Origin of the sequence: Erwinia sp. Leaf53 (assembly GCF_001422605.1) — a bacterium.
Classification (GTDB): domain Bacteria; phylum Pseudomonadota; class Gammaproteobacteria; order Enterobacterales; family Enterobacteriaceae; genus Erwinia.
In genome coordinates, this window is record NZ_LMLK01000007.1 from 26,405 (window position 1) to 52,097 (window position 25,693).

The 25,693-nt window shown below is 58.2% G+C and carries 23 protein-coding genes; 11 read left to right on the forward strand and 12 right to left on the reverse strand.

Going from position 1 to position 25,693, the window contains the following annotated elements; translation table 11 throughout:
• Positions 1 to 26: 26 nt before the first annotated feature.
• Genes dsbG through ASF13_RS07610 form a run of 4 tightly spaced genes read right to left on the reverse strand, consistent with a single transcriptional unit; the run spans position 27 to position 4,017 of the window.
• On the reverse strand, positions 27 to 779 hold the full coding sequence (dsbG, locus tag ASF13_RS07595) for a thiol:disulfide interchange protein DsbG (RefSeq protein ID WP_056234350.1): 753 nt from the start codon (positions 777 to 779) through the stop codon (positions 27 to 29).
• Positions 780 to 825: 46 nt separating this feature from the next.
• Entirely contained in the window at positions 826 to 1,548 is a 723-nt protein-coding gene (locus ASF13_RS07600) for a DsbA family protein (protein ID WP_056234353.1), read from the reverse strand.
• A 2-nt stretch (positions 1,549 to 1,550) separates the two neighbouring features.
• Positions 1,551 to 3,584, reverse strand: a complete 2,034-nt coding sequence (locus ASF13_RS07605; RefSeq protein WP_056234355.1) for a protein-disulfide reductase DsbD — start codon at positions 3,582 to 3,584, stop codon at positions 1,551 to 1,553.
• A 52-nt stretch (positions 3,585 to 3,636) separates the two neighbouring features.
• Positions 3,637 to 4,017, reverse strand: a complete 381-nt coding sequence (locus ASF13_RS07610; protein ID WP_056234359.1) for a hypothetical protein — start codon at positions 4,015 to 4,017, stop codon at positions 3,637 to 3,639.
• Between the two features lie 226 nt (positions 4,018 to 4,243).
• Between ASF13_RS07610 and ASF13_RS07615 the strand changes: the two genes are divergently transcribed.
• The 3 genes from ASF13_RS07615 to ASF13_RS07630 all read left to right on the forward strand — a co-directional run bounded on the left by ASF13_RS07615 (position 4,244) and on the right by ASF13_RS07630 (position 8,213).
• On the forward strand, positions 4,244 to 5,764 hold the full coding sequence (locus ASF13_RS07615; protein ID WP_156365571.1) for a DUF1593 domain-containing protein: 1,521 nt from the start codon (positions 4,244 to 4,246) through the stop codon (positions 5,762 to 5,764).
• 125 nt (positions 5,765 to 5,889) lie between these two features.
• Positions 5,890 to 6,903, forward strand: coding sequence for a helix-turn-helix domain-containing protein (locus ASF13_RS07620; RefSeq protein WP_056234365.1), 1,014 nt, complete (start codon positions 5,890 to 5,892; stop codon positions 6,901 to 6,903).
• 860 nt (positions 6,904 to 7,763) lie between these two features.
• Positions 7,764 to 8,213 (forward strand): DUF4385 domain-containing protein, encoded by a 450-nt coding sequence (locus ASF13_RS07630; RefSeq protein WP_056234371.1) that lies wholly within the window; start codon positions 7,764 to 7,766, stop codon positions 8,211 to 8,213.
• A 232-nt stretch (positions 8,214 to 8,445) separates the two neighbouring features.
• Here ASF13_RS07630 and ASF13_RS07635 read toward each other — a convergent pair whose 3' ends face one another.
• Positions 8,446 to 9,621, reverse strand: coding sequence for an MFS transporter (locus ASF13_RS07635; protein WP_056234375.1), 1,176 nt, complete (start codon positions 9,619 to 9,621; stop codon positions 8,446 to 8,448).
• 206 nt (positions 9,622 to 9,827) lie between these two features.
• On the opposite strand from ASF13_RS07635, the gene ASF13_RS07640 reads away from it, so the two are divergent.
• From ASF13_RS07640 to ASF13_RS07655, 4 genes are all read left to right on the forward strand, one after another.
• A complete protein-coding gene (locus tag ASF13_RS07640) occupies positions 9,828 to 11,318 on the forward strand; it encodes an AAA family ATPase (RefSeq protein WP_082502314.1) in 1,491 nt (496 codons plus the stop codon).
• Between the two features lie 13 nt (positions 11,319 to 11,331).
• The gene (locus ASF13_RS07645; protein WP_056234380.1) at positions 11,332 to 12,201 is read left to right on the forward strand and encodes an HNH endonuclease; all 870 of its coding nucleotides are present in this window, start codon (positions 11,332 to 11,334) and stop codon (positions 12,199 to 12,201) included.
• A gap of 157 nt (positions 12,202 to 12,358) precedes the next feature.
• A complete protein-coding gene (locus ASF13_RS07650; RefSeq protein WP_056234381.1) occupies positions 12,359 to 13,564 on the forward strand; it encodes a serine hydrolase in 1,206 nt (401 codons plus the stop codon).
• 198 nt (positions 13,565 to 13,762) lie between these two features.
• Positions 13,763 to 13,942, forward strand: coding sequence for a hypothetical protein (locus ASF13_RS07655; protein ID WP_056234384.1), 180 nt, complete (start codon positions 13,763 to 13,765; stop codon positions 13,940 to 13,942).
• A 124-nt stretch (positions 13,943 to 14,066) separates the two neighbouring features.
• Here ASF13_RS07655 and ychF read toward each other — a convergent pair whose 3' ends face one another.
• Positions 14,067 to 15,158, reverse strand: coding sequence for a redox-regulated ATPase YchF (ychF, locus tag ASF13_RS07660; protein ID WP_056234386.1), 1,092 nt, complete (start codon positions 15,156 to 15,158; stop codon positions 14,067 to 14,069).
• A 352-nt stretch (positions 15,159 to 15,510) separates the two neighbouring features.
• On the opposite strand from ychF, the gene ASF13_RS07665 reads away from it, so the two are divergent.
• Both ASF13_RS07665 and ASF13_RS07670 read left to right on the forward strand, forming a co-directional pair.
• On the forward strand, positions 15,511 to 16,992 hold the full coding sequence (locus ASF13_RS07665; protein WP_056234387.1) for a SulP family inorganic anion transporter: 1,482 nt from the start codon (positions 15,511 to 15,513) through the stop codon (positions 16,990 to 16,992).
• Between the two features lie 137 nt (positions 16,993 to 17,129).
• Positions 17,130 to 17,792 carry an EAL domain-containing protein gene (locus tag ASF13_RS07670; RefSeq protein WP_056234390.1) on the forward strand — a complete coding sequence of 221 codons (663 nt, stop codon included), beginning with the start codon at positions 17,130 to 17,132 and terminating at the stop codon, positions 17,790 to 17,792.
• A 37-nt stretch (positions 17,793 to 17,829) separates the two neighbouring features.
• Here the strand turns inward: ASF13_RS07670 and pth are convergent, their stop codons facing one another.
• A complete protein-coding gene (pth, locus tag ASF13_RS07675) occupies positions 17,830 to 18,417 on the reverse strand; it encodes an aminoacyl-tRNA hydrolase (RefSeq protein WP_056234392.1) in 588 nt (195 codons plus the stop codon).
• Between the two features lie 270 nt (positions 18,418 to 18,687).
• Between pth and ychH the strand changes: the two genes are divergently transcribed.
• The gene (ychH, locus tag ASF13_RS07680; protein WP_056234395.1) at positions 18,688 to 18,978 is read left to right on the forward strand and encodes a stress-induced protein YchH; all 291 of its coding nucleotides are present in this window, start codon (positions 18,688 to 18,690) and stop codon (positions 18,976 to 18,978) included.
• 183 nt (positions 18,979 to 19,161) lie between these two features.
• On the opposite strand, the gene ASF13_RS07685 is transcribed toward ychH, so the two are convergent.
• Both ASF13_RS07685 and ASF13_RS07690 read right to left on the reverse strand, forming a co-directional pair.
• Entirely contained in the window at positions 19,162 to 20,331 is a 1,170-nt protein-coding gene (locus ASF13_RS07685) for a diguanylate cyclase (RefSeq protein ID WP_056234396.1), read from the reverse strand.
• A gap of 105 nt (positions 20,332 to 20,436) precedes the next feature.
• Positions 20,437 to 21,891, reverse strand: coding sequence for an MFS transporter (locus ASF13_RS07690; protein ID WP_056234399.1), 1,455 nt, complete (start codon positions 21,889 to 21,891; stop codon positions 20,437 to 20,439).
• A gap of 109 nt (positions 21,892 to 22,000) precedes the next feature.
• On the opposite strand from ASF13_RS07690, the gene ASF13_RS07695 reads away from it, so the two are divergent.
• On the forward strand, positions 22,001 to 22,891 hold the full coding sequence (locus ASF13_RS07695) for a LysR family transcriptional regulator (protein ID WP_056234649.1): 891 nt from the start codon (positions 22,001 to 22,003) through the stop codon (positions 22,889 to 22,891).
• A 71-nt stretch (positions 22,892 to 22,962) separates the two neighbouring features.
• On the opposite strand, the gene prs is transcribed toward ASF13_RS07695, so the two are convergent.
• From prs to lolB, 3 genes are all read right to left on the reverse strand, one after another.
• Positions 22,963 to 23,910: a ribose-phosphate diphosphokinase gene (gene prs, locus ASF13_RS07700; RefSeq protein ID WP_146005531.1), complete on the reverse strand. Its 948-nt coding sequence runs from the start codon at positions 23,908 to 23,910 to the stop codon at positions 22,963 to 22,965.
• A 176-nt stretch (positions 23,911 to 24,086) separates the two neighbouring features.
• Positions 24,087 to 24,950, reverse strand: a complete 864-nt coding sequence (gene ispE / locus ASF13_RS07705) for a 4-(cytidine 5'-diphospho)-2-C-methyl-D-erythritol kinase (RefSeq protein ID WP_056234405.1) — start codon at positions 24,948 to 24,950, stop codon at positions 24,087 to 24,089.
• Positions 24,947 to 25,576 carry a lipoprotein insertase outer membrane protein LolB gene (gene lolB / locus ASF13_RS07710; RefSeq protein ID WP_056234409.1) on the reverse strand — a complete coding sequence of 210 codons (630 nt, stop codon included), beginning with the start codon at positions 25,574 to 25,576 and terminating at the stop codon, positions 24,947 to 24,949. Before lolB ends, ispE begins: the two co-directional genes overlap by 4 nt.
• Positions 25,577 to 25,693 lie beyond the last annotated feature (117 nt).

The following is a 25,693-nucleotide window of genomic DNA, read 5'->3' on the forward strand; positions in this document are numbered from 1 at the left end:
TACTGAGAGTGCCGTTTTTTCAGCAATCACTTCTCGCCAAACATCGCCTGCAGCTGCTGTTCCGTCGGCATGCCGACCACCTGCTGCAGCTCCTGCTTTTCATTCATATAGTAGATAGCCGGGGTGGCGTTGGCGCCGGTTTCGTCCATCAGCCGCTGGTGATACTGCAGGGCGTTGAAAATCGCCTTCGGCGTCTGTTCCGGGAACGGCGGCAGCGTTTTTCCGTTGGAAAGCTCATAGTCGCTCCATGCCTTAGCCGGATCGGCGGCGTTCAGGATCGCGGCAGCGTGGGGGCCGCTTTGCGGATTCATCACCGCCACCAGCAGCGTATTGAGCTGTACCTTGCCGGATTTCAGCCACGGCTGGGCGGCGGCCCAGAACTGCTTACAGTACGGGCAGAACGGGTCGGCAAATACCACCACCTGGCGTTTTGCCGCCGGGTTACCTTCGCGGATCCCCGCCGTTGCGCTGAGTTTTTTCCACAGTTCACGCCCCTGAGGCACGTACAGCTCACGGGTAATCACCTGCTCACTGAGGTTACTACCCTCGGCATCGTACAGATAACCGGAAATGGCGTGCTGACCGTCCGGCGTCAGCCAGATATTCACCCCGGTCCCCTGATACTCACCGAGCCAGCTGCGCAGCCCGCCCGGTGTTTTAATCTCTTTAATAATGGTGATGCCCTGTTTCTCAATGTGCTGCACGGCCGGGGGCAGCGTTTCGCTGGCCCCGGCCATCAGCGGCAGAGCCGTGAGCAAAGTCAGATACCGGTAAGGCATAATTCACTCCGTTTGCCCGGCAGGCGCCTAACGCCTGCCGCTAAGATTATGATTTCGCGTTCTTCAGCGCTTCGCCAACCATCGCTTCAAACTGCTCATATGGCACCCAGCCGGAAAGCATCTGATCGCCAATCAGCGTGGCCGGTGTGCCCTGAATGCCCAGCTTTTCGGCGAGCGCCAGGCTCTGTTCAACGGTCTGCCTGCTCTGCTCATCGGCTTTGGTCAGGCTGACACCGGCTTTCTTCTTCGCCGCAGCGATGCTGGCGTCATCGTGGTAGCCGACCTTAGACATCAGCACCTTGTTAAACTTAAGGAACTGATCGGGCTGCTGTTTCCACAGCGTCAGCGCATCGCGTGCTGAGGTCAGCGAACTTTCCGAGCGGTAGGGCAGGAACTTGATCACCACGGCGACGTTGGGGTACTTCTCCACGATCTTTTCCATGTAGGGATCGAATTTTTTGCAGTACGGGCAGTTATAGTCGCTGAACACCACCAGCGTCAGGTCGGCTTTTTTTGCGCCGATGCGCGGTGAGTTGGCATCGTTATACAGGGCGTCATGGTTCTCCTGCAGCGTTTTGCGGAACTGTGCATCACTGGCTGCCGTGTTCTGCTGATTCAGTTTTTCCGCCACCTGCGCCAGAATTTGCGGGTTGGCGAGCAGGGTTTCCTGCACCAGCGCCTGAATACGCGCTTCCTGTTCCGCGGTGAAGGGGGCCGCCGCCTGCAGTGAGGCGGAGAAAAGCAGCGTGGCAAGGATAAGTTTTTTCATCATTAATTGCTCTTGTTTAGTGCATCAAGCAAACCGGAGGTATCCAGCAGCGTGGGTAGGGTATGGCCGCGATCGTCGCCGGGCTGATACACCTGATTAAATGGAATAGCGTAAGCGTTACGCTTTTGCAAAAAGTCGCTGATGGCCTGCGAAGGCTGGCTCCAGTCACCGCGCAGCGCCACTACGTCGGGCTGATTCAGTGCCTCGATCACTTCAGGACGCTTCAGAACGCGCAGTTCGTTAACCTTACAGGTGATGCACCAGTCCGCTGATACATCGACAAACACTTTTTTATTGGCGGCCAGTGCCTGGCTCAGCGCCTCTTCACTCAGTGGCTGCCAGTTGATGGCGGCACTGCGGCTGGTTTTTTCATTCACATAGGTCGGATCGACCAGCGCATGGATCTGCCAGCCACCGGCGGCGGCCAGCACGGCGGTGAGCAGCAGGGCACCACGATGCGTTTTATCTTGGGTTTTCAGTAAGGCTTCCAGCGTCACCCAGACCATCACCAGCGAAATCACCGCGACCACCGTTGGTCCTGTATGGCTGCTCAGCAGCGTAACCAGCCACAGGCTGGAGCCGAACATCATCAGTCCCAGCAGCACTTTCAGCGTATTCATCCAGCGACCAGGCTTAGGCAGCCACAGCGCCACGCGTGGAACGAGGGCTACCAGCAGCCACGGCAGGCTCATACCCAGCCCCAGCGTCAGGAAAATCAGCCACATCTCAGGCAGTGAGGCCGAGAACGCCCAGGCGACGGCGGTACCGAGGAACGGCGCGGAGCACGGGGTTGCCATCAGCGTGGCGAATGCTCCTTCATAGAAGCTGCCGGACAGCGAGTTGCCACCGGCCGTCGCCAGCCGGTTGTTCAGCGCGGACGGTAACAGCAGCTGTACCAGCCCCAGCAGGCTGAGCGCAAACAGGAACGAAACGACAACGAGGAAGCCGATAAACCACGGGTTCTGGAACTGGGTGCCCCAGCCCGGCGTGATGCCGCTCAGCTTCAGCGCGGTGACCAGCGCGGCCAGTACGGCAAACGAGGTCAGGATCCCGGCGGTGGTCAGCAGGAAGCGCAGGCGGATGCGCTGACGATCGGCACCGGCGCTCAGCACCGAACCGAGCTTCATACCCATCACCGGCAGCACGCACGGCATCAGGTTGAGGATCAACCCCCCGGCCAGCGCCATAAGCAGCATGGCCCAGAGTGAACCGGCGGCGGCGGGCTGCGTTCCGGCAGTCGCGTCACCCTGGTTAATCGTCGCCGTTACGTACTGTGCTTTGTCGCCGTCGGCAATCACCATTGAGAGCGGTTCACCGCTCAGGTTGCCTGCCCCTTCGCCCCATTCGTCGGTGACCGGCACCTTCACGGTCAGCTCGCTGCCGTTCACCTCAAGCGTGGGTTCACCTGGCGTAACGCCGTTGCTTAACGGATCAAAATAGACCGACGGCAGCTGCCAGTTGTCGGACGTACGGGCGGTGATCAGCAGCTGGTCGCCCTGCTGGCGCGCGCTGACTTCCTGGGTTACCCCGTCCTGAGCAGGGATGGTTGCCATGGCGTCGCTGAATGCGCGATCAAACTGCGCGTCGGCCCCCTGATTGAGATCGAGGGTAAACGGATAGTCGGTGAGCACGCAGACGTTACTGCAGGTAGACAGCGTCAGGGTGCCGGACAGCGGTGCGGTCCCGCTGTGCTCAATAACCAGCGGGATCGTTACCTGCCGGTCATAGCCCTGGGTGCTGATCCCAGAGATATCGAAACGTTGCGGGGTTGGCCAGAACCACTGCGCGCGGGTGTCGCCGCTCCACTTAATTGCCGGCGCAACGCCGCCCGCGCCGGGTGAACGCCAGTAGGTTTTCCAGCCGGGGGCCAGTTCAACCTGCAGCAGTGCGTTAACGCTGTTCTGATTCTGTTCCGCGCTGATACGAACGCGGGCGTGAGTATTTTGTGGGGTCTGCATCCAGCCTGTGTCTGCCGCCTGCGCAATACCGGCGCACAGCAGCAACAGGAGGAATACACCCCTGATGGTAGCTAACATTCTATTTTCTCCAGTGAAATTTTTTGACCTTAAATGAAATAAAGGCCGTTATTTATTCATGGAAAACGCAGTTTTGCAGATGGATTCGGGATCGGGGAAGAGGGTCGGGTTTGTCCCGCCAGATTTCGAGCCGCAGTTCGCTGAACACGGCGAGCAGCAGCAGGAAGGAGATCAGTACGGGGATCGCGCTATCGAAGAATAGCGGTTGCGCGCCCAACAGTGACTGGGCGCTGAGCTCACAGGGTTTACCACTTACGGTGAGATCCTGCTGCACCGACGCCCCGGTGGCTGACACAGCCGACAGGGTTTGCGCCTGCGGCGACGTTTCACCGGGTGCATCACGCAGCAGCCACGACCGCTGGATCAGGCACAGGGCCATGATCAGGCAGGTAATCAGCAGAAGCCATCTGGCGTGAGTGTGTCGCGTGCGCATTAAGGATCTCATTGAGTCAGTGCGCGCTATGATAAGGGTTAGCGGGCTGGATACAAGTTATTCTTTGTAAAGTAGTGTCGTAGGAATAATCCAACCCATATCACAAAAACAGCCCAATTATTTTTACTTTGTTTCCTTGGTTAACTATGTTGAACGCCGGTGATTCAGGCGCTACGCGCAACAACAGGGAAACGGGAAAGTGATGGCGAAGAAGCAGACAGTAACAATGAAAATAACCTTGCTGGCCGCGCTGTGCGGCTCGCTGGTGGCGGCGATGCCGGTCACCGTGCAGGCGGAAACGACGATCCAGGCGCTGGCCGGGAAGGTGCTGCCGTACCAGCAGAAACCGCGCGTCTTTGTGCTGACCGACATCGGTAACGAGCCGGACGACCAGATGTCGCTGACCCGTTTCCTGCTGTACGCCAACGAGATGCAGGTGGAAGGGCTGGTGGCGACCACCAGCACCTGGCAGAAGGAAAAAGTGCACACCGATATGATTAAGCTGGTGGTCGGGCACTATGGCGAAGTGCAGCCGAACCTGCTGAAACACGCAGCGGGCTATCCGGCGGTGGCGCAGTTGCAGACGCTGATCGCCCCCGGGCAGGCCAGCTACGGCATGGCCGCAACCGGTGCGGGTAAAGCCACCGACGGTTCCGCGCTGCTGCTGAAGGCCATTGAGCGCAGCACGGATAGCGCCAGACCGCTGTATATCAACCTGTGGGGCGGGGCCAATACTCTGGCGCAGGCGTTGCAGGATCTGTCGCAGCAGCAGACGGCGGAGCAGGTGCGCGCGCTGACCCGCAACCTGATCGTTTACTCCATCTCCGACCAGGACGATGCGGGCAGCTGGGTGCGGGAACACTACCCGGAGATAACCTATATCGTCGACCCGTCCAGCCAGAGCGGTGAGGACTATGCGCGTGCCACCTGGACCGGGATCAGCGGCGATATGTACTACCGCAACGGCAGTGGCGCTGATTTCACCACCGTGTCGCAGCACTGGCTGGATCAGCACATCCGCAGCCAGGGGCCGATGGGCAAAGGCTATCTGAAGTATATGTTTATTATGGAAGGCGATACCCCGGCATTTCTCGGCCTGATCCGTAACGGCCTGAACAGCGAGCAGAACCCCGGCTGGGGCGGCTGGGGCGGGCGTTATATCGTGCGCCAGCCGCTGCATGAATCCCGGCCAGTCTGGACCAGCGGCGGCGATTTCTATCCCGGCAGCCCGAACGGTGCGGATACGGTGACCGGCGCTGACGGAAAAACGGTAACCTCTAACCAGGCAACGATCTGGCGCTGGCGTGAGGCGTTCCAGCATGATTTCGCGGCGCGAATGCAGTGGGGGATCAAGCCGTTTGAGCAGGTTAACCATAATCCGCAGGTGGTGGTCAACGGCGACAGCAGTCAGCAGGTGCTGAGGCTGACGGCGAAGGCCGGTGACGTGATGACGCTGAATGCGGCAGGCAGTAAAGATCCTGACGGCGATAAACTCAGCTACAACTGGTTCCGCTACCCGGAAGCCACCTCAGCGATTTCAACGCCGGTGGCGCTGGATGCGTTGCAGGGCACCATGGGTGAAGACCGGCTGAACGCGCCTGCGGTGCTGTCGCTGGGTAACAACGGCGGTGAACAGGCTGAGGTGAAAGCGCTGCGTCCGGGCACGGAGCATCTGATCCTCGCGGTAACCGATAACGGCAAACCGTCGCTGACCTCATACCGGCGGATAATTGTGACGGTGAAGTAATCGCCTGCCCGGCCAGATTGCCTCACCACCCCGCGCAATTTCTCTGAGTGACCAAAAGCCAGCCGCCTGTCGCAGTGCTATGATTAGCGGGATCAAAGCAACCGGACAGGCTAAGGCACTTTTACGTGGATTATAAGAAGCAGATCCTCAACATCCTGCACAGCGAAAACGCTTCACGGGCGGAGATGACCCGGCGGCTTGGCGTGACCAAAGCTTACATTACCAAGCTGACCGCACAGCTGCTGGCCGAGGGGCTGATTGAGGAGCGGGAAATGGCCGACGTGACCTTTGGCCGCCCGCAGCAGAGGCTGGCGGTGAAGTCCGGCAGCCTGTTCAGCATTAACATTATGCTGCGCAAGAGTAGCCTGCAGGCCACGCTTAACGATTATCAGACCCAGGCCGCCCCCCTCGCCAGCCATCAGATACTGCTGCCCGCGCGGCTGGCCCCCGATGAGCTGGTGGCCTTTACCGAAGCGACCATTGCCGCGCTCTGTGCCGTCCCCCGTGTGGCACGCTCGCGGGTCAGAGTGGTAAGCCTGGCGCTGCAGGGCGGAATTGAGCAGGACACCGGCGTGGTGCGCTACTGTCCGCTGTTTCGCGAAACCCACGTGAACCTCAGGGCGCTGATTGAGGCGGCTACCGGGATTGTCACCCGTATCTACAATATCGCCCACTGTACCAACTCGCTGCTGGCGAAGCGTTCACAGGGGGAGTCTTACGTCGCCTTTATGCCGGGTTTCGGCAGCCTCGGCTATGGCTACAGCACCCACGGCGTGCCTGGGCTCGGGGAGAACGGTTTTTACCCGGAGATTGTGCACCTGCCCTGGCCGGGGGGGATCGAGCAGGCGTTTAACGTCACCGGGGACGATCGCGCCGCCGGCGTGCAGCGCACTGCCGAAGCGCTGTTTTTCGCCATCTGTTGTACGGCACCGATCCACAATATCCGCCTGGTGATTGCCACCGGTGAGCTGTTTGAGGATTACGGCGATGCGATTCTGCCGCTGACCCGGCAGATGCTGGACGCCAGCCCGAATCCGCACATCCGTGAAATCCGCATTCGCCACGCTAAAACCGGCTACCACTATGGGGTAACCGGGCTGGTTCAGCTCAGTGCAGAGGCGATAACGGAACTGCTGTAGTAAGTAAGGGCACCGCTGTATGTCCTGGTGCCGGGTTTGGAACGCCGGGACGCCGTAAATACGTCCGTGTAGGCTCGGATGCCGCGTCCTGCGGCATACGCCCGGCTAACCTGTTCACCAACGGCCTCCCTTGCTGGCATTTGCGTTGCTGTATYAAGGGCATCGCTTTTTGTCTGGGTGCCGGGTTCGGCCGTTGGTGACAGAACGCCGGGACGCCGTAAATACRTCCGTGTAGGCTCGGATGCCGCGTCCTGCGGCATACGCCCGGCTAACCTGTTCACCAACGGCCTCCCTTACGGGCACTTGCGTTGCTGTTAACGGTGTAGCTTTCTACTCAGGTAAATAGTCATGCAATTGTGTTGCAGTCAGTGGTGGATTTCATATGCCGATTGCTGATAGATAGGTTTTGAGGCAGCGACAAAAGAGACAGAGGGCAATCGGGGGGGACATCCGGATAAGCGGACCGTCGACGCGCAGGGATGCGCGGCGCCGAGCGTACAGGGACGTATTTACAGCGTGTCCGCGTTCCGGATGTCCCCCCCGATAAGCCAGGCGCAGACTCCGAAGCGACCCCCCAGCGACACCATGGCCAGCCCGAGCCCTCCGATAAGCCAGGCGCAGACTCCGAAGCGACCCCCCAGCGACMCCATGGCCAGCCCGAGCCCYCCGATAAGCCAGGCGCAGACTCCGAAGCGCCCCCCCAGACGACACCATGGCCAGCCCGAGCCCTCCGATAAGCCTGGCGCAGAGGTAATGTTCAACATCCTGCCAGGGTGGGGCATCAGCGGATTTGTGCCAGGCTTACGGAGGCACTGAACAGACAGCGGCACATTAACGGTATGGACGAAAGGAGCCTGGGCATGAAGGCGTTTGATTACCAGCAGGACTTTAAACAGATCGACTTCCGCAGGGATCCGCAACGCTATCAGGTCGGGCGCGGCGAACAGGGGGTATTAATGGTCGAACCCTATAAAAGTGAGATCCTGCCTTACTGGCGTTTTAAGGATGTCGCAGCAGCCGAACAGTCGTCGAAAAAAATCATGCAGCTGTTCGAACAGTATCGTGAGCAGGATGATTTCGTCGGCATGGATATGGCTCGCAAATTTATTCAGATGGGCTACACCCGCGCCCGCCGTTATGCCAATCATCCGGGCGGGCGCAAGTACGATGCGGATAAGAAGATCCTGCCTTATCAACTCAATGAAGAGAAGGCAGCCGCTGCCGCGGTGTTTAAGGCCTGCTGGGACAGGCTACGCGAGGATAAGGACTATCTGGCGCGGAAGAAAAAACACCAGCAAAAGTACGGCTGAACCACCTACTGCCGCTGACTGAGCCGTACAACACGCGTTGACCCCTTTGATTCGATGCGCTTGATGGCAAACGGCAGTGGCATCCGCAGGCGGTTGCGTGATTTTCGGGCACCCTACGGATGTTGTGCTCTGAAAGCGGTGGGCACCGTATCAACCCTGTGGGGACTGTGTACCTGATACCCGGCTGCGGGCGCGAGGGATAAACAGCCCGCGCCCGCCAGTTAACCTGCCGTCAGGCCGTCTGCGCCTTTTTCGCCGAACCCGAGCAGAACAGCGCCAGCAGCACCATCACCAGCACCGGCAGCATCGCCAGACGCAGGCCGGCGTGCTCGCCGAGGAAGCCGAGGAACGGCGGGCCAACGAGGAAGGCGAAGTAGCCCAGAGTGGCGGCAATGGTCACCCGCACCGCGCTGTTGCCGCCTTCTGCGGCGGCGGAAACGGTCAGCGGGAAGCCGAGCGACGCACCAATGCCCCAGAACAGCACAGCCGCACCGACCAGCCACGGCTGGTCAACGAAGATTACAATCACCAGCCCAACCGCCGCCGACACCGCGCTGGCGCGCAGCATCCATACGCGGCCGAGCCGGTCGACCAGATAACCACCGAGAAAACGCCCGGCGGTCATCCCGGCGGTGAAGCCGACGTAAACCAGGGTGCTGGCGGTGTGGCCGAGATTATGGCCGTCGATCATAATCAGCGGCAGCCAGTCGTTGGCCGAACCTTCGGCCAGCGCCATCGCGAGGATTACCACGCCGAGGATCAACAGCTGACGGTCGCGCAGCTCGCGCATCACCTGAGCGGTGAAGCTGCCGGTCGGCGGATTGTCGGCGTGCGCCTGGGCGCTGGCGGTCGGGAAGTGGCGCAGCACGATGGCGGTCATGGCGACGATCACCGCCAGCACGCCGGTGAAATGATACAGGGTTGAGATATCCAGCGCGGTCATCGCCATGCCCGCCAGCGCGCCGACCAGCGTGCCGAGGCTGAAGAAGCCGTGGATGACGGTCATGATCGACTTACTCAGCGTCTGCTCAAACGCCGCACCTTCAACGTTGACCACGATATCAACCATGCCGGTGCCCGCACCGAGCAACATCAGGCTGATAAAGGTCAGCGCCCGGCTCTGCTCTTCAAGACCCAGCATCAGGGTAACCACGCCCGCCAGCAGCACCAGAATGCCGTATAAAATGTTGCGCCGTGTGCCAATCCAGGCGATCAGCTTGCCGGTGATAAATACGCCGAACATCGACCCGCAGGAGAAACCAAACAGGATCAGCCCCATCATCTCGGTGGTGGCGCTGAGCGAGTCGCGCATCACCGGCGTGCGGCTGACCCATGAAGCCCAGGTGAAGCCGGGCAAAAACATCAGGCCGTAAATGGCGAATTTCTGGCGGGTTTGTGAGGTTAACATCCATTCTCCGTTTTCTGGTACGCAGGTACAGGGAGATTAGCGTTGTATCGCTGTTTTACTAGCTATTTTTTCTCTTTTTTTCTGACGTCCTGAGATGAACTCGGAAATTGACACAGGGTAGATTTTTATTCATTATTTCAGTCTAAAGAAAAGTTGAACTAATTGCGCCTTAACGCAAATTAAACGACGTTTATCATGGAGGGATTATGTCACTGACGTTGCATGTTGTTAAAAAAAATGAACACAATTTTGATCCAGAGCCAGGCACTCTGTTGTTGCTGGAAGATAACTGGGATGACTGGGGCGTGTTTAATACTAAGTATTATGCGGTGTATTATGACTGGCTGGCAAAAAGGCATGATTTGGGATATCTGAAAATAGGTTGCCCGTTAGATTATCTGCAGGATAAACGCCCGCTGCTGGATACGAAAAGCAACCGCTTACCGGGGTTTTGTTATTCGTTAGGGCAGCATGCTGAATATTATGAGAAAATCATGTCTCTCAGCCCTGAGCTGAGAGAAAGTATTCTGACCAGCCTGAATGATATCGTCTTTAATCCGCAGCTCTATTTCAGAAATAAAAACAGTGAGGCGATGACCGATTCGCTTCAACGTTATGTTTCCACTGCGACCATTGAGGGCCACTTTAGCCGCATACTTGCAGGGGCACGGCAACTGTCAGAATTCATTTTCTCTTACGTTAATCACGAAAATGAAAAAATCAGCATCGAATTTTCTGTTGACCAAAACTCGGTTCTGCCCAGCAATATCCATGCGATTATCGGCAGTAATGGTGTCGGCAAATCGACTATTTTGCGTGATATCTCTGATCTTGTTACCGGACGTCAGCGGGACAGCAGCAGGCAAGTGATCAACCATTCCGGCGGAACCTTTGCCAACGTAGTAGCCATGTCCTTTGGTTCATTTGAGAAATTCGAAACAAAACCGATTATAACGCTGGATAAAAATAATGACGTCACCTACAGCTATATCGGTTCAAAAAAGGTGATGTATCTTGAGGACAAGCCGGTAACCATCGGTAAAACAGAGCAGGATTTTTTCAACGAGTTCAGTGACAGCCTGAAAGCCTGTCGCTACGAACCTAAAAAGAGCCTGCTCAAAGATTGCCTGGAACATCTGTGTTATGACCCATTACTGGCAGAATTACCCTTTGATCATCTGCTGGATGCCGCTGAAGATTTGCAGGCCGCCGCTGAGGTATTTGAACGTCTGAGTTCAGGGCATAAAATTGTGATACTCAGTGTGTTTAAACTGGTGGAAGTGATTGAAGAGAAAACCCTGCTGTTGATTGACGAACCTGAGACCCACCTGCACCCGCCGCTGTTATCGGCGCTAATGCGTCTGATTTCTGCCCTGCTGAAATCCTGCAATGGTGTGGCCATCGTGGCGACCCACTCGCCGGTAGTGCTGCAGGAAACGCCACGACGTTGTGTAACGGTACTCAGACGCACAGGTGATGCGATTCGCGCCCGGCGACCTGATAACGAAACCTTTGGTGAGAATGTCTCGGTGCTGACTCATTCGGCTTTTCATCTGGAATTAGATCGTACCGGTTACGTCAAGGTGATTAATCGGCTGGTCGCCAGGTATCGCAGCTTCGATAGAGTTATGGATCGGACGGGTGGGGAACTGGGCAGTGAAGCTGTCGCCATTCTTATTGCACTGAGCGATGACTAAACGGGGGCCTGTAATGTACGAATTACCGCTGCCTGAGGATAATCCTTTTGATATTTTTTCCTGTATCAAGGAGGGTGATAAGTTCAAGTTACTGCTGAGAAAAGAAGACTTTTGCGATAGTGTGACGTTCTTTGACACAATTTACCGCATTAAGGGAAAGACGGCATCACTGAACACATTGCCGGTATTAAAAAAAGCCTTTACCCAGACGATGACCAAAGATGAAATGGAAAAGCTGTATAAAAACCGTCTGTACAAAAGTAAAAGCGGTAATGTTATCTATACACGTATCCGGGATTCGGCCATCGGTGATCTCTGCCCGTTGTGCAGCCAGCGACTGGTGGGAACACTCGATCACTATCTGCCAAAAGCACATTATCCTCAGTATGCCATTTCGCGGGTGAATCTCTACCCGGCTTGTATTGAGTGTAATAAAGCTAAACTGGATACGGTAAACAGTGATAAAGAAAATCAAACCTTCCATCCTTTTTTCGACAGACTGCATGATATTGTCTGGCTTTCCGCCAGCCTGAAAGGTGGAGCTTCTCCGGCGCTGGTTTTTTATGTTAATGATAACGTGCCTCAACGTTTCGCATTACGTCAGAGAATGCGTTATCACCTCAGAACACTGGGTATTGATAATCTCTATGCAACGCATGCTGCATCGGCGATGTCACGGGAAAAATTAACCCTGCAACGGCTGTTTAAGCGTAAAGGGCAACGAGGAGTGGAAAAGTATCTTAAAGATCGCTGGGAATCAGCCTGTGACAATAACAAGAACAGCTGGCAGGCGGTGATGTACCGTACTCTGCTAAATTCAGCCTCCTTCTGCGCAGGTGGATTCAACAATATTGCCGTGATGCCGATCAGGTCAGTACCGTGAAGCTGTTACAGGGTTATCCCGAGAAATAATGCGTCCCTCCGGGCGGAAGGTGTCATCACTGCCGGGATCACCGCACAAAATGGAACGTCTGGCCGGTTGTTCTTCTGTGCTGAACTTTCTACTGTCATGGCACGACTGATTTAAGAGGTAATCAATCATGACCCATTTTGTTCAGCCGCTGCCGCAGGGTAGCACACCGGCTTCACTGACCAGTACGGTCAGTGCGGTGATCCAGCAGGCGCAGGCCGACCAGCGGCTGGTTGGCGCGGTGGTGCTGGTGGCGCGTCACGGCAAGCTGATTTACCAGCAGGCTTTCGGGCTGGCCGACCGTGAAAACGGCAGGCCGATGGCGCTGGATACGGTGTTCCGCCTGGCCTCTGTCACCAAACCGATCGTTTCTGCCGCAGCGCTGGTGCTGGTGGCGCAGGGCAAACTTGAGCTTGATGCCCCCGTCGAACGCTGGCTGCCGGAGTTCCGGCCCACTCTGGCGGACGGGCATCCGGCGACGATTACCGCCCGCCAGCTGCTCAGCCATACCGCTGGCCTGAACTATGGCTTTTCCGAGGCGGCAGGCGGGCAGGATTATGCGCGGGCCGGCGTCTCTGACGGGCTGGATGCGTCCGACGTGAGCCTTGCTGAGAACCTACGCCGTATCGCCAGCGTGCCGCTACCTTATCAACCGGGCAGCAACTGGAACTATTCGCTGGCCACCGACGTGCTGGGCGCGCTGATCGCCGCCGTGCAGGGCGTGCCATTGCCGCAGGCGGTCGAACAGCTGGTGACCGGCCCGCTGGGCATGAGCGATAGCGCCTTTATCGCCCGCGATCCGCTGCGCGTTGCCGTGCCCTACGTGAATGACACGCCGCAGCCGCACCGGCTGGCGGAAGGCGAACGCGTGCCTTTTGACGAGGTTACGGAAGGCGTGCATTTCAGCCCGGCGCGCATCTTTAATGCCAGTGCGTATCCTTCCGGCGGTGCGGGCATGGCCGGTACCGCCGGCGATGTATTGCGGCTGCTGGAAGCGCTGCGCGCAGGCCGCGGCGAGCTGTTGCCGGAGGCGCTGGTGAAGGAGATGGAACGCGATCACACCTGCGGCCGTGAGCTGCCGGAGATGCCTGGTTTTGGCTTTGGCCTCGGGTTTGCCGTGGTGCGTGATGCCGGCATGACCGGGATGCCGCTCTCCAACGGTTCCTGGCGCTGGGGCGGCGTTTACGGCCATTCATGGTTTGTCGACCGTACGCAGGGGCTAAGCGTGGTGGCGCTGACCAATACGCTGTATGAGGGCATGGACGGTCAGTTTGTGACGGATTTGCGTGAGGCGGTATATAGCGGACTGAGAGACGAGGACGTTAAACCGCGATAATTGCCTGAGCATTCTTACGGATAACGCCGTGCAAAGGATTGAGCCCGTTCTGAAGGGATCTCCTCGTCAGAACACCCTAACGTGCAATCAAAGATTTCTGGAACTGGAGAAAAGGCGCATTTTCATGATAATTGCAGAAGGCAAAAATTAGCGATATCTGGCGGATAAATATTAAAAGCGATATCAACGGGAGGAATCATGCTTGAGTTTATTAAGACTTTAGGGTTTCGCCGTAAAACTGATTTTACCACCAGGGTGCTTGAGTGTTACCGTTCCGTAAAACCGGTCAGCGCATTTGCCCGCACGTTGTTTATTGAGGAAAACGCTGGAAGCATTAACGCTCGCTTTGCGAAAGCCCGGCATAAAGTCCCCCGCTAATTACAGTCAGTGACTTGAGGAATCAGCTTTTCAGGTCATAAAACAGTAAAGCCGCATCCGGATGCGGCTTTACTTTCAACAATTCAATCGTCCCGTACGAAACGTTTTGAAATCGTTAAACGGATTACACGTTAAACAGGAAGTTCATCACGTCGCCATCTTTCACGACGTAGTCTTTCCCTTCTGAACGCATTTTGCCGGCTTCTTTGGCACCCTGCTCGCCCTTGCAGGCGATATAGTCGTCAAAGCCGATGGTCTGGGCGCGGATAAAGCCTTTCTCGAAGTCGGTGTGGATTTTACCCGCGGCCTGTGGCGCGGTGGCACCGACCGGGATGGTCCAGGCACGCACTTCTTTAACGCCGGCGGTGAAGTAGGTCTGCAGGTTCAGCAGGGCGTAGCCGGCGCGGATCACGCGGTTCAGGCCCGGCTCTTCAATGCCCAGCTCGGCCATAAACTCTTCGCGGTCGCCGTCTTCCAGCTCGGCGATATCAGACTCGACGGCGGCACACACCGGTACCACTACGGAGCCTTCTTCTGCAGCAATAGCGCGCACGATATCGAGGTACGGGTTGTTTTCAAAACCGTCTTCGTTCACGTTGGCGATATACATGGTTGGCTTCAGGGTCAGGAAGCTCAGGTAGCGGATCGCCGCTTTGTCATCTTCGCTCAGGTCCAGCGCGCGCAGCATGCCGGCTTTCTCCAGGTGCGGCAGGCACTTCTCCAGCGCGGCCTGTTCGGCTTTGGCGTCTTTATCGCCGCCTTTGGCTTTTTTCTGCACGCGCTGCAGGGCGCGTTCACAGGTGTCGAGGTCAGACAGCGCCAGCTCGGTATTGATGGTCTCAATATCGTCGGCCGGATCCACTTTGTTATTCACGTGGATAATGTTGTCGTTCTCGAAGCAGCGCACCACGTGGCCGATGGCTTCGGTTTCGCGGATGTTGGTCAGGAACTGGTTGCCGAGGCCTTCACCTTTCGACGCCCCTTTTACCAGGCCAGCGATGTCGACGAACTCCATGGTGGTCGGCAGGATGCGCTGTGGCTTAACGATCTCCGCCAGCTGGTCCAGACGTGAATCAGGCATTGGCACCACGCCGGTATTCGGCTCAATGGTACAGAACGGGAAGTTAGCAGCTTCGATACCCGCTTTGGTTAACGCATTGAACAGGGTGGATTTACCAACGTTTGGCAGGCCCACGATACCGCATTTGAATCCCATGTTTGAATCACCTTAATAAGCTAAAAATCGGGGCGGTTAATGCACCCCAACGTCGTCAGCGACGAATGTCCGAAAAAGTTACCGCGCATTATACACGTAATTATCGTGGCGATGGCGCAGATTTCTCGGCGGCGAGTCAGCTTTCACTTGTGAAAGCGCTCACATTTTTTCATACTGACGAAAATTGACGAATGCCGGAGAACTGCGCAGATGCCTCGCTCGCTGCCCACGCCACCCTGAAACCGCGACCCTGTCTGCGCAACGCCACGTTGCCTGCCGTTGTCCCTGCGACAACACTCACGCCCCGCACGACGGGGTGTACGCCTGCATATGAAAAAAATAGTGGAAAAACATGTTTAACCTGAACAACTTCAGCGCTAAAAGCGTCAAAAATGACGTACTGGCGGGAGCCGTGGTATCAGTGGCGCTGATCCCCGAAGCCACCGCTTTCTCTCTGCTGGCCGGCCTGTCGCCAACCATCGGCCTGCATACCGCCTTTATCCTCGGCCTGGTCACCGCCTTCTTTGGCGGTAAGCCGGGGATGATTTCCGGCGCGGCCGGTTCGATTATCGTGGTGCTGATTAGCCTGATCGTCCAGCACGGTTACGAGTACGTGCTGCTGGCGACTATTCTGGCCGGGCTGATCCAGCTGGCGATCGGCGTGCTGCGGCTGGGCAAGTTTATCCGCCTGGTGCCGCAGCCGGCGATATACGGCTTTGTCAACGGCCTGGCAATCGTGATTATGCTGGCCCAGTTGCCGATGATTAAAGGGCAGGGCCCGGTGATGTACGCGCTGGTAGCGCTGGCGATGCTGATCGTCTGGCTGTTTCCGAAAATCACCAAAGCAATCCCCGGCTCGCTGGCGGCGCTAATCGTCATCAGCGCCATCGCCATTGGCTTCGGGCTGGACACCAAGCGCGTTGGCGACCTGGCGGATATTTCCGGCACGCTGCCGTCGTTCCACCTGCCCACCGTGCCGCTCAACTGGGAAACGCTGACCATCGTGCTGCCCTATGCGGTGGTGATCGCGCTGGTTGGCCTGATCGAGTCGCTGCTGACGCTGGCGGTGCTGGACGAGATGGGCAGTAAAAAAGGAGCGGGCAACCAGGAGTGCGTGGCGCAGGGCATCGGCAACACCATTTGCGGCTTCTTCGGCAGCTTTGCCGGCTGCGCGATGATCGGTCAGTCAATTATCAACTTCACCTCCGGCGGGCGCGGACGCATTTCCAACCTGGTCGGCGCGGTGCTGCTGATCCTGTTTGTGATCAGCCTGTCGCCCTGGATCGCGCTGTTGCCGGTGGCGGCGCTGGCCGGGATTATGTTTGTGGTGTGCATCAACACCTTTGAATGGAGCACGCTGAAGCGAATTAAGCGCATGCCGAAGGCGGACACGGTGGTGATGCTGACGGTAACGTTGATCACCATCTTTACCGACCTGGCGATGGCGGTGATCTGCGGAGTCATTATCTCGGCGCTGGTATTCGCATGGCAGCATGCGCGCATTACCATCGTCTCGCAGCAGCAGGAGAACGACCAGAAGACCTACCGGCTGGACGGCCCGCTGTTCTTTGGCTCGGTCGCCAGCTTCCAGGAGCTGTTCGAGCCTGAAAACGATCCGCAGACGGTGGTGATCGACTTTGCCCGTACCCGGGTGATGGATTCCAGCGGCGTTGAGGCTGTCGATAAGCTGACCGCGCGCTATCTGCAGGCCGGTAAAACGCTGCGCCTGCGGCATCTGAGTGAAGACTGCATCAGCCTGCTTAAGCAGGCCGGCCCGTTCTGCAGCCACGAACTGGACGATCCCGACTATAAAGTCGCCAGCAATGATGCCTGAACCATAAAGCTGAACTCGCCGCTGCCGATAATAGGGTTATCCCGTTTATCGGGGCGGCGATTAAAGAATTTTCTCCTATAATCAATCTGCTCAGCGCATATATTCAGGGCAGGATGCCTGTTAACTGGCTCAATGGCATGAAAAATGACTTTGTTTGTATTCCTGTTCAGTCACTTACCGGCGAGCTGGTGGCCATCGACCTCAGCTACCGGCCGCAGATTCATGATACGGCCTCAAAGACGCTGCTGCGGCCGGTCAGTGCGGAAGATCGCCTGCTCAATCAACTGCTGATCGTTGAAGAGTACGCCGGCTATTTCCGTCAACGCGGGCTGCTGTGCAGCGTGGCGATCGATTTTCAACTGGCACGCGCGATTATCGAGTCGCCGTTTGTGCAGCAGATCCTGACGCACCTGCCGTTTATCCGGCTCAAGCTGTCGGAGGATTTTCCCAACCTGCATGACGGCATGGATAATCCGCTGCTGCGCGCGCTGCATGAACAGCTGAATATTTTGTGGCTGGACGATCTGGGCGCCGGGGATGCTAACCTGCACGCGCTGCAGTCGAGCCTGTTTGAGGCGGTTAAGCTCGATCGCCAGTTCTATCTGAATAACGTCAGCAAGCCGTTTTTTTCGGTGCTGATTAGCCATATTCGTCAGTACACCAACCGGGTGATCGTCGAGGGGGTCAGCGCTCAGGCGCAGATCGCCATTCTGGCGCGCAGTAAGGTGTGGGGCGTGCAGGGCTATTTTGCGCCATCTGTGGCGCTCAGCGCGCTGGAGCAGGGCGGTTCCGCCGGATAACGCTGCGGGCCGCGTCGTTTGCCGCCGCCCGTTCAACTCAGCCCGCTTTGTAGCTGTGCAGGCGGTTCATCGCCTTCAGGCGATCCTCTTTCAGCCACACCTCGGTGCAGCGCGCCGCTTCATCCACCGCATTATCAATCAGCGTCTGCTCTGCCGCCTGCGGTTTACCCAGCACGAAGCCGACCACCTTGTTACGATCGCCCGGGTGGCCGATGCCGATGCGCAGGCGGTGGAAATTGACGTTGTTACCCAGCCGACTAATGATGTCTTTCAGGCCGTTATGGCCGCCGTGGCCGCCACCCTGTTTGAACTTTGCCACCCCGGGCGGCAGATCCAGCTCGTCGTGTGCCACCAGAATCTCTTCCGGGGCAATGCGGTAAAAGGTCGCCATCGCCGCCACCGCCTTGCCGCTCAGATTCATAAAGGTGGTCGGCACCAGCAGGCGTACATCCTCACCGCCGAGGTTCAGGCGCGCGGTATAACCCCAGAACTTGCTCTCTTCCTTTAACGACTGATTGTGCCGTTCAGCCAGTAAATCGACGTACCACGCCCCTGCGTTATGGCGCGTGGCGGCGTACTCTGCGCCCGGGTTGGCAAGGCCAACAATCAGTTTAATGCTACTCACGTGGTGTATTCCCTGAAGGGTCGGTTCGAGGCGGCTAGTTTACTGAAGCGCGGCGGATAACTCAAAGGGCGGGGCGTTCTGTGCGCTGGCTCACAATAATTCAGTCAGGTGATTATTCAATTTTGATACAAATTCAGCGGGTTAGACGTAAAGTTGTGTCAAAGAATGTACCAAAAGTGTGATCAAAGCAGCACCACCCGCACGATCAATTTCCTACACTTGCATTATCCGGCAATGGATCTTGCCCCGACGATGGACTGGAGGTGGTTAATGAAACGCAAACATACGCATATAGCAGGTAATGGTCTGATGGGCCTGGGGCTACTGATGATGGTCGCCGGCGTGGCCTACGCGGTGGTCAATCAGATGCCGCAGTTCTCTTCTGATGAGTTTCTGGTGCAGGGGGCCATTTTCAGCATCTTCCTGGGTGCGCTGCTGTGGCTGGTGGGCGCCCGCGTCAGCGGTCGCGAAAAGATCACCGACCGCTATTACTGGGTGCGTCACTGCGGTGACAAGCGCTGCCGCCACGGGGACCGCGCTTCACATCATCGCCCGCACTGAGTGCCGGGCTGGTGGCAACTGAGCATCATTGCCACCCTGATAACGTCTCCGCCTTCGGCGACTCCGTTCGCTGCAGGCGTTGCTATTGTGGCGCAAAGTCTGTGTCAGCTTTGCCTGTGACCGCACACGGCGGCTTATTTCGTCGCTCCGCAGGGGTTTTAATCTGCCGTTCGCTGCTTCGGCCTAACCTGTCGCTGACGATGCGATACTCATCTCAGCCCCTAATGCCGGTGTAAAAGCCTTCACACGGTTTCTGCCGTCGGTTTTAGCCTGGTACAGGGCCTCGTCGGCGGCGCTGAGCAACGCGTCAAGATGGTCGTGCCCCGGCTGACAGCTGGCCACGCCGATACTTACCGTATAACTAACGCCGCCGGGGGTAGAGTGCTCAACCGTCGCGCGTATACTCTCCGCGAAGGTCATCGTTTCCCGTTCACCCAGCGTTAATACGGTGGCAAATTCCTCGCCCCCAAGGCGGGCAAAAAAGCCGCCGGGCGGCAGCACCGATTTCACCTGGCAGCAGAAATCAATTAATACTTTGTCCCCCTGATTATGGCCGAACCGGTCATTGATGCTTTTAAAATGGTCGAGATCCAGCAGCATCACGCTCAGCGGGGTGACACAGCCCGCCGGGGTGATTTCGCCCTTTTCAAACAGCGCCCGCCGGTTCCAGACGCCGGTCAGCGGATCGAGCAGGGCAGCCTGCTTATGCCTGAGCAGCGTGCGTTCGTTAACCATCGCCATCAGCGTTACGCTCATGCCGATCACCATCAGAATTGACTCCAGAATCACGTAAACCGAGAACACAGATCCGCCGATCGCACCGTGTAACGGGCTGGGAATACCGCCATCCAGCAGTATGCGGGCGACGTGGAACAGCAGATGGATCCACAGCAGCAGCTGCGCCGGCCAGAAGGTGACCGGCAGCAGGCTGCGCGCGCGCCACAGTTCGCGCATCATCGCGGCCGTGTAGAGAATACACAATACGCAGATTACCAGTACCCGAAGGGGCATCGACTGATAGAAGGCCGGTATCGGGCAGAGTAAGGCCCACACCGCCATGCCTGCCATCCACAGCTTGCCGGCGCGCGCGCCGCGAAAATAGCGGAACGCGCAGAGTAAAATGCCGTAGGCGAACAGCATCAGCAGATTGCCCACCACCAGCGGTAGAAACACATAACCCTGGCTACGCAGGCTGCTGAAAACGATCGCTAACAGCGTGGCGGTAAGTGACAGGCAGTTGATCCCCAGCACCGGGTTGTACTGGGCGCCGCGCCATGCGAACAGCAGTACGATGATTAAAAACATCAGCACACTGAGTTCGCAGACGAACAGCGTGTAGACGTCAAGCGCCATATTCGGATTATTCCTAAGATAATAATGACAGCAAAGTATCATTAATGAATATCCGCCAAAAGAGGAAGCACTCTCAGCCTGCAAAAAAAGTTACGCGGTGGGCTGTCAGCCTCTGATGCGGCGTGGTATCAGGCACAGGCCGATAACCAGCGCGCACAGCAGCGTGACGATGGCCAGCAGGATCAGCAGCTGGCTGAAGGCCGTTTCCATTACCGGCAGTAACGTCGGCTTCAACAGGGTTGCACTGTTCAGATCGGGTGGCGTGCCGGACAGCTGTGGGTGTGCATTCATTCCGCGTGCCACCAGCAGGCTAAACAGGCTGCTCACCGTCGCCAGCGCCACGCCTTCACCGGCCACGCGCACCGTACTAAAAATACCGGTGGCCATCCCCGCCCGTTGCGGCGGCACCACGCTGACCGACAGATTATCCATCAGCCCCCACGGCAGGCCGCTGCCGCTGCCGATCAGCACCATCGCCAGCAGGGTCAGAAACAGGGAACTCTGTGGCGTCACCTGGCTGAGCAGCACAATGCCGGCGGCGGCCAGCAGCAGTCCCGCACAGCTCACCGCTCCGGGGGAGTAGCGGCGGGTCAGGCTGACCGCCAGCCCCGGCACCACCAGCATCGGCAGCGAAATCGCCAGCATCAGCAGGCCGGTGGTGAAGGCATCAAAGCCGTAGAAACCCATAAAACGCAGCGGCAACAGCACCAGCAGCACCACAAAGCAGTAGCAGGTGGCCACCGGCAGCAGCTGCACGCCGATAAAGCGACCGTAGCGGAACAGGCTCAGGTCGAGCATCGGCTGGGCGCTGCGCAGTTCGATAACCACAAACAGTACAAAGGTCAGCAGGCTGCCTGCCAGCAGCAGGCTGGTCAGGGTACTGCTGCCGCTGGCGGCCAGTTGCAGCAGTGCCCAGGTGAACAGCGTCAGCGCCAGGCTGAAGCCGATCATCCCCGGCCAGTCGAGCGGACGCGGGTCATCGTTACGTGATTCGGGCAGGTACCGCTGGCCGGTCAGCAGTGCCAGCAGGCCAAACAGCGCGCAGCACAGGAACACGCTGTGCCACCCGCTGAACGCCAGCAACACCCCGGCGATCACCGGCCCGGCGGCCAGCCCGACGCCGAAGCTGGTGCCGAGCAGGCTGAAGGCGCGCGCCCGCGCGTGGCCCTCGAAGGCGTTAGCCAGCGCGGCGCTGCCGCCCGCCAGTGCCGCCGCTGCCGCCGCGCCCTGCAGCGCGCGCACGGCATCCAGCCATACCACCGATGGCAGCCACGGCGTCAGCAGCGACAGCAGGGTAAACAGGCTGACGCCGGTCATAAACAGCCGTTTGCGGCCATAGCGGTCAGCCAGCGTGCCTGCCGCCATCAGCAGGCTGCCGAAGCTGAGCAGGAAGGCGTTGGTTATCCAGCTCAGTGCCAGCGGCGAACCACCAGGGTTGACGGCGATGGCCGGGGTGGCGATCACCCCGGCGGAAAAACTCAGCGGCAGCATCAGCGCGGCGCTGCACACCGCCACAATGCTCCAGCGGCTGCTATGTGCCGCAAGGGTCAGTGAACTCATCGGTAATCTCCACTTCTCATTATTAAAGAAGCAGGATAAATTGGCGTGACAGAGTGATAAACGGGCTTTAGGACCGGAGATAAAGGACAAAAAGTCGCGAATGAGCAGCGTGGAAAGTTTGAGCGGGCTGCATGCCTTTGTGCAGGCGGCGCAGCTGGGCAGTTTTGTGGCCGCCGCCGAGCGTCTGGGCGTGTCGGCCTCGGCGATTGGTAAAAGCGTGGCGCGGCTGGAGAGCAGCCTCGGCGTCAGCCTGTTTAACCGCAGCACCCGCAGCCTGAGCCTGACCGAAGAGGGGCTGCTGTTTTTTGAGCGCAGTCTGCGGGTGGTGCAGGAGCTGACAGAAGCGGAGCAGGAGCTGTCGCGGCTGATGGCAGAGCCACGCGGGCGGCTGCGGCTGAGTTTTCCGGCGATAGGCTACCGGTTGCTGCTGCCGCTGCTGCCCGGCTTTACTGCCCGCTATCCGGAGATAGAGCTGGATCTGGATTTTAACGACCGGCTGGTGGACGTGATCGGCGAAGGTTATGACGCGGTGCTGCGCAGCGGTGATTTTGCCGACTCGCGGCTGAAGGCACGCCGGCTCGGCAGCTTTCGTTTCCGGCTGGTGGCATCAGCAGAGTATCTTGCCGCGCGAGGCGTACCGCAGCGGCCGCAGGATCTGACGGCTCATGCCTGCCTGCTGTACCGTTTTTCCGGCAGCGGCCAGCTGCAGCCGTGGCAGTTTACCGGTGGGGCAGAGAGCGGGCTGGCACTGAGTGGCCCGCTGGTGTTTAACAACCTGGAGGCGCAGATCTCCGCCGCCCGGCGCGGACTGGGGCTGATCTACGTGCCGGATTTCGCGGTGCAGGAATATGTGGAATGCGGAGAACTGTCCAGCGTGCTGGATGCGCATATTACCGCCGGTGGGCAGTTTTCCCTGCTGTGGCCGGGCAACCGCCATCTGCTGCCAAAACTGCGGGTGCTGATTGACTATCTGGCAGAACACATCGGCCTTGCGCCATAAAAAAAGGACCGGCGGTTAAGCCGGTCCCTTTAGCCGATGGCCAGGCCCGCCGGACAGGCGGGCGAGGGCGATCAGTGGTCGAACATCGCAGAGATAGACTCTTCGTTGCTGATGCGGCGGATCGCCTCAGCCAGCATGCCGGAGAGGGTCAGGGTGCGCACGTTAGGCAGCGCCTTGATCTCAGCAGGCAGCGGGATGGTATCGCACACTACCACCTGATCGAGCACCGAGTTACGCAGGTTTTCCACCGCGTTACCCGAGAAGATTGGGTGAGTTGCGTAAGCGAAGACGCGTTTAGCGCCGCGTTCTTTCAGCGCTTCTGCGGCTTTACACAGGGTGCCACCGGTATCGATCATATCGTCAACCAGCACGCAGTCACGGCCCGCAACATCGCCGATGATATGCATCACCTGGGAGACGTTAGCACGCGGACGACGCTTGTCGATAATCGCCATATCGGTGTCGTTGAGCAGCTTAGCGATAGCACGGGCGCGAACCACGCCGCCGATGTCCGGGGAAACCACGATCGGGTTTTCCAGGCCAATCTGCATCATGTCTTCCAGCAGGATCGGGCTACCAAATACGTTATCAACCGGGACGTCAAAGAAGCCCTGAATCTGTTCAGCGTGCAGATCCACAGTCAGAACGCGGTCAACGCCTACGCTGGAGAGAAAGTCGGCTACCACTTTGGCGGTGATAGGCACACGGGCAGAACGCACGCGGCGGTCCTGACGTGCATAGCCAAAGTAAGGGATAACCGCAGTAATACGACCAGCGGAAGCGCGACGCAGGGCGTCAACCATCACAACCAGTTCCATCAGGTTGTCGTTGGTTGGGGCACAGGTGGACTGGATGATGAAAATATCACCACCGCGTACATTTTCATTGATTTGTACGCTCACTTCACCATCACTGAAACGACCGACGGCGGCGTCGCCCAGGCTGGTGTAAAGGCGGTTGGCAATACGTTGTGCTAGTTCCGGGGTGGCGTTACCAGCAAAAAGCTTCATATCAGGCACGAGAAGAACCTCAGGCTTGCGTCCAGAGAATGAAAAAGCGTAAACGGTACCGGGCGACATACCGCAAACGTTTTCATACGGGTGTATTTCCCCCTGAGTATAGTGTACGCGGTACCGGCTACTCAGGGTTAAATGGTTAGCGATGTGCAGTATCCGGATCGGGTGACACTGTCACATCAGCTCAGTTGCTCTGAAAGAGTGCGGTGCAGCGGCGAGACGTTAACGCCCCGCGCAACAAAACCCTGCAGCCCTTTCGGGGCCAGCTCAAGCACCTGACGGGCGGATTGCTCGGTATTGAATTCGGCAAACACACAAGCACCGGTTCCGGTCAGGCGCGACGGCGCGTATTCTAGCAGCCATGAAAGCAGCGATTCAACCTCGCGAAAACGTTTTCTTACGGCTGACTCACAATCATTGTGGAAATCTGCCTGTAAAAGCTGCACCAGAGGTCGCTTTGGCGTGTTGCGAATCAGGTCGGGATCGTTAAACACCTGTGGCGTAGCGATACTGACGCCCGGATGCATTACCAGATACCACTTCTCGGCCGGTGTCACCGGCGTCAGCTGTTCACCCACGCCCTCGGCAAAGGCGGCAAAGCCCCGCACGAATACCGGCACGTCGGCACCCAGCTGCAGGCCGAATTCGGCCAGCTCGGCCAGGCTGAAGCCGGTCTGCCACAGGTGATTAAGCGCCACCAGTACCGTAGCCGCATTGGAAGAGCCACCGCCCAGCCCGCCGCCCATCGGCAGGCGCTTGTCTACCGCCAGCCGCGCTCCGGCAGATTCGGGCAGGGTACCCCGTGCTGCCGCCCGATCGCGCAACAACGTGGCGGCACGCACGATCAGGTTTTCAGCATCCGGCACGCCGGGCACCGGCGTAAGCAGGCGCAGTTCGCCATCCTGCGTTGGCTCAATGCGCAGGGTGTCGCCGTAGTCGAGGAACTGAAACAGCGTTTGCAGATCGTGATAGCCGTCAGCGCGACGGCCGGTGATGTAAAGAAACAGGTTCAGCTTTGCCGGCGAAGGCCATTCGGTTGTCATTTAACGGTCCAGCTGTCCATTTTCAGTTTGATGCGCTGGCTGCCTTCGGTCAGCTCAAGGTTCGATGGCAGCGTCGGGTTCTGCTTGCTGTCGTAGCCCTGGTAAGTGACGTGCCACTGTTTACCGCCCTGGCTGTAGTTAACCTCACGCAGGCGGTACTGGTCATCCAGCCGGTAGTCGCTGGCTTCACCGGGCAGGCCGAGCATCCACTGGCGCAGGTTCTCCAGCGGGATCGCCATACCGGTCAGCTGGGAGATCATATCGGCGGCATCACGGCTGACGTAGCGTTTGCCCTTGTTATCGACGATTTGTGCCACCTGGCCCTGCTGGTCAAGCTGAAGTTCGGTGCTGCCCAGCGGGTTAGTCAGCAGCAGGCGGTAACGATCCGGCGCGGTCTGCTGCCAGTTAAAGCGGGCATACACCTTCTGCTTATCGCTCAGGTAGGCGAAGGCACCGCGGGTCTGGAACTGGGTGATTTTAGCCACCGCCTGCTGGTGTTGGCGCCACTGCGGGGAGTCGGGGCTCTGGCCCGGTTTTGCGGTCTGGTCGGTAGTGCTTACGCAGCCAGCCAGCACCACGGCGGCCAGAGGAAGCAGCCGCATCAGGCGGCGAGTCGGCATTAACATAGTCAGAAAAGCTCCTTGTACTCGTTTCGGGCAGTCATGCCGCGCAAGCCGTCACGCTAACCAGCTAACGCGGCGGCGTCAATGCTTAAAAGGTCTCAAAAATAAGGATATGAGGCA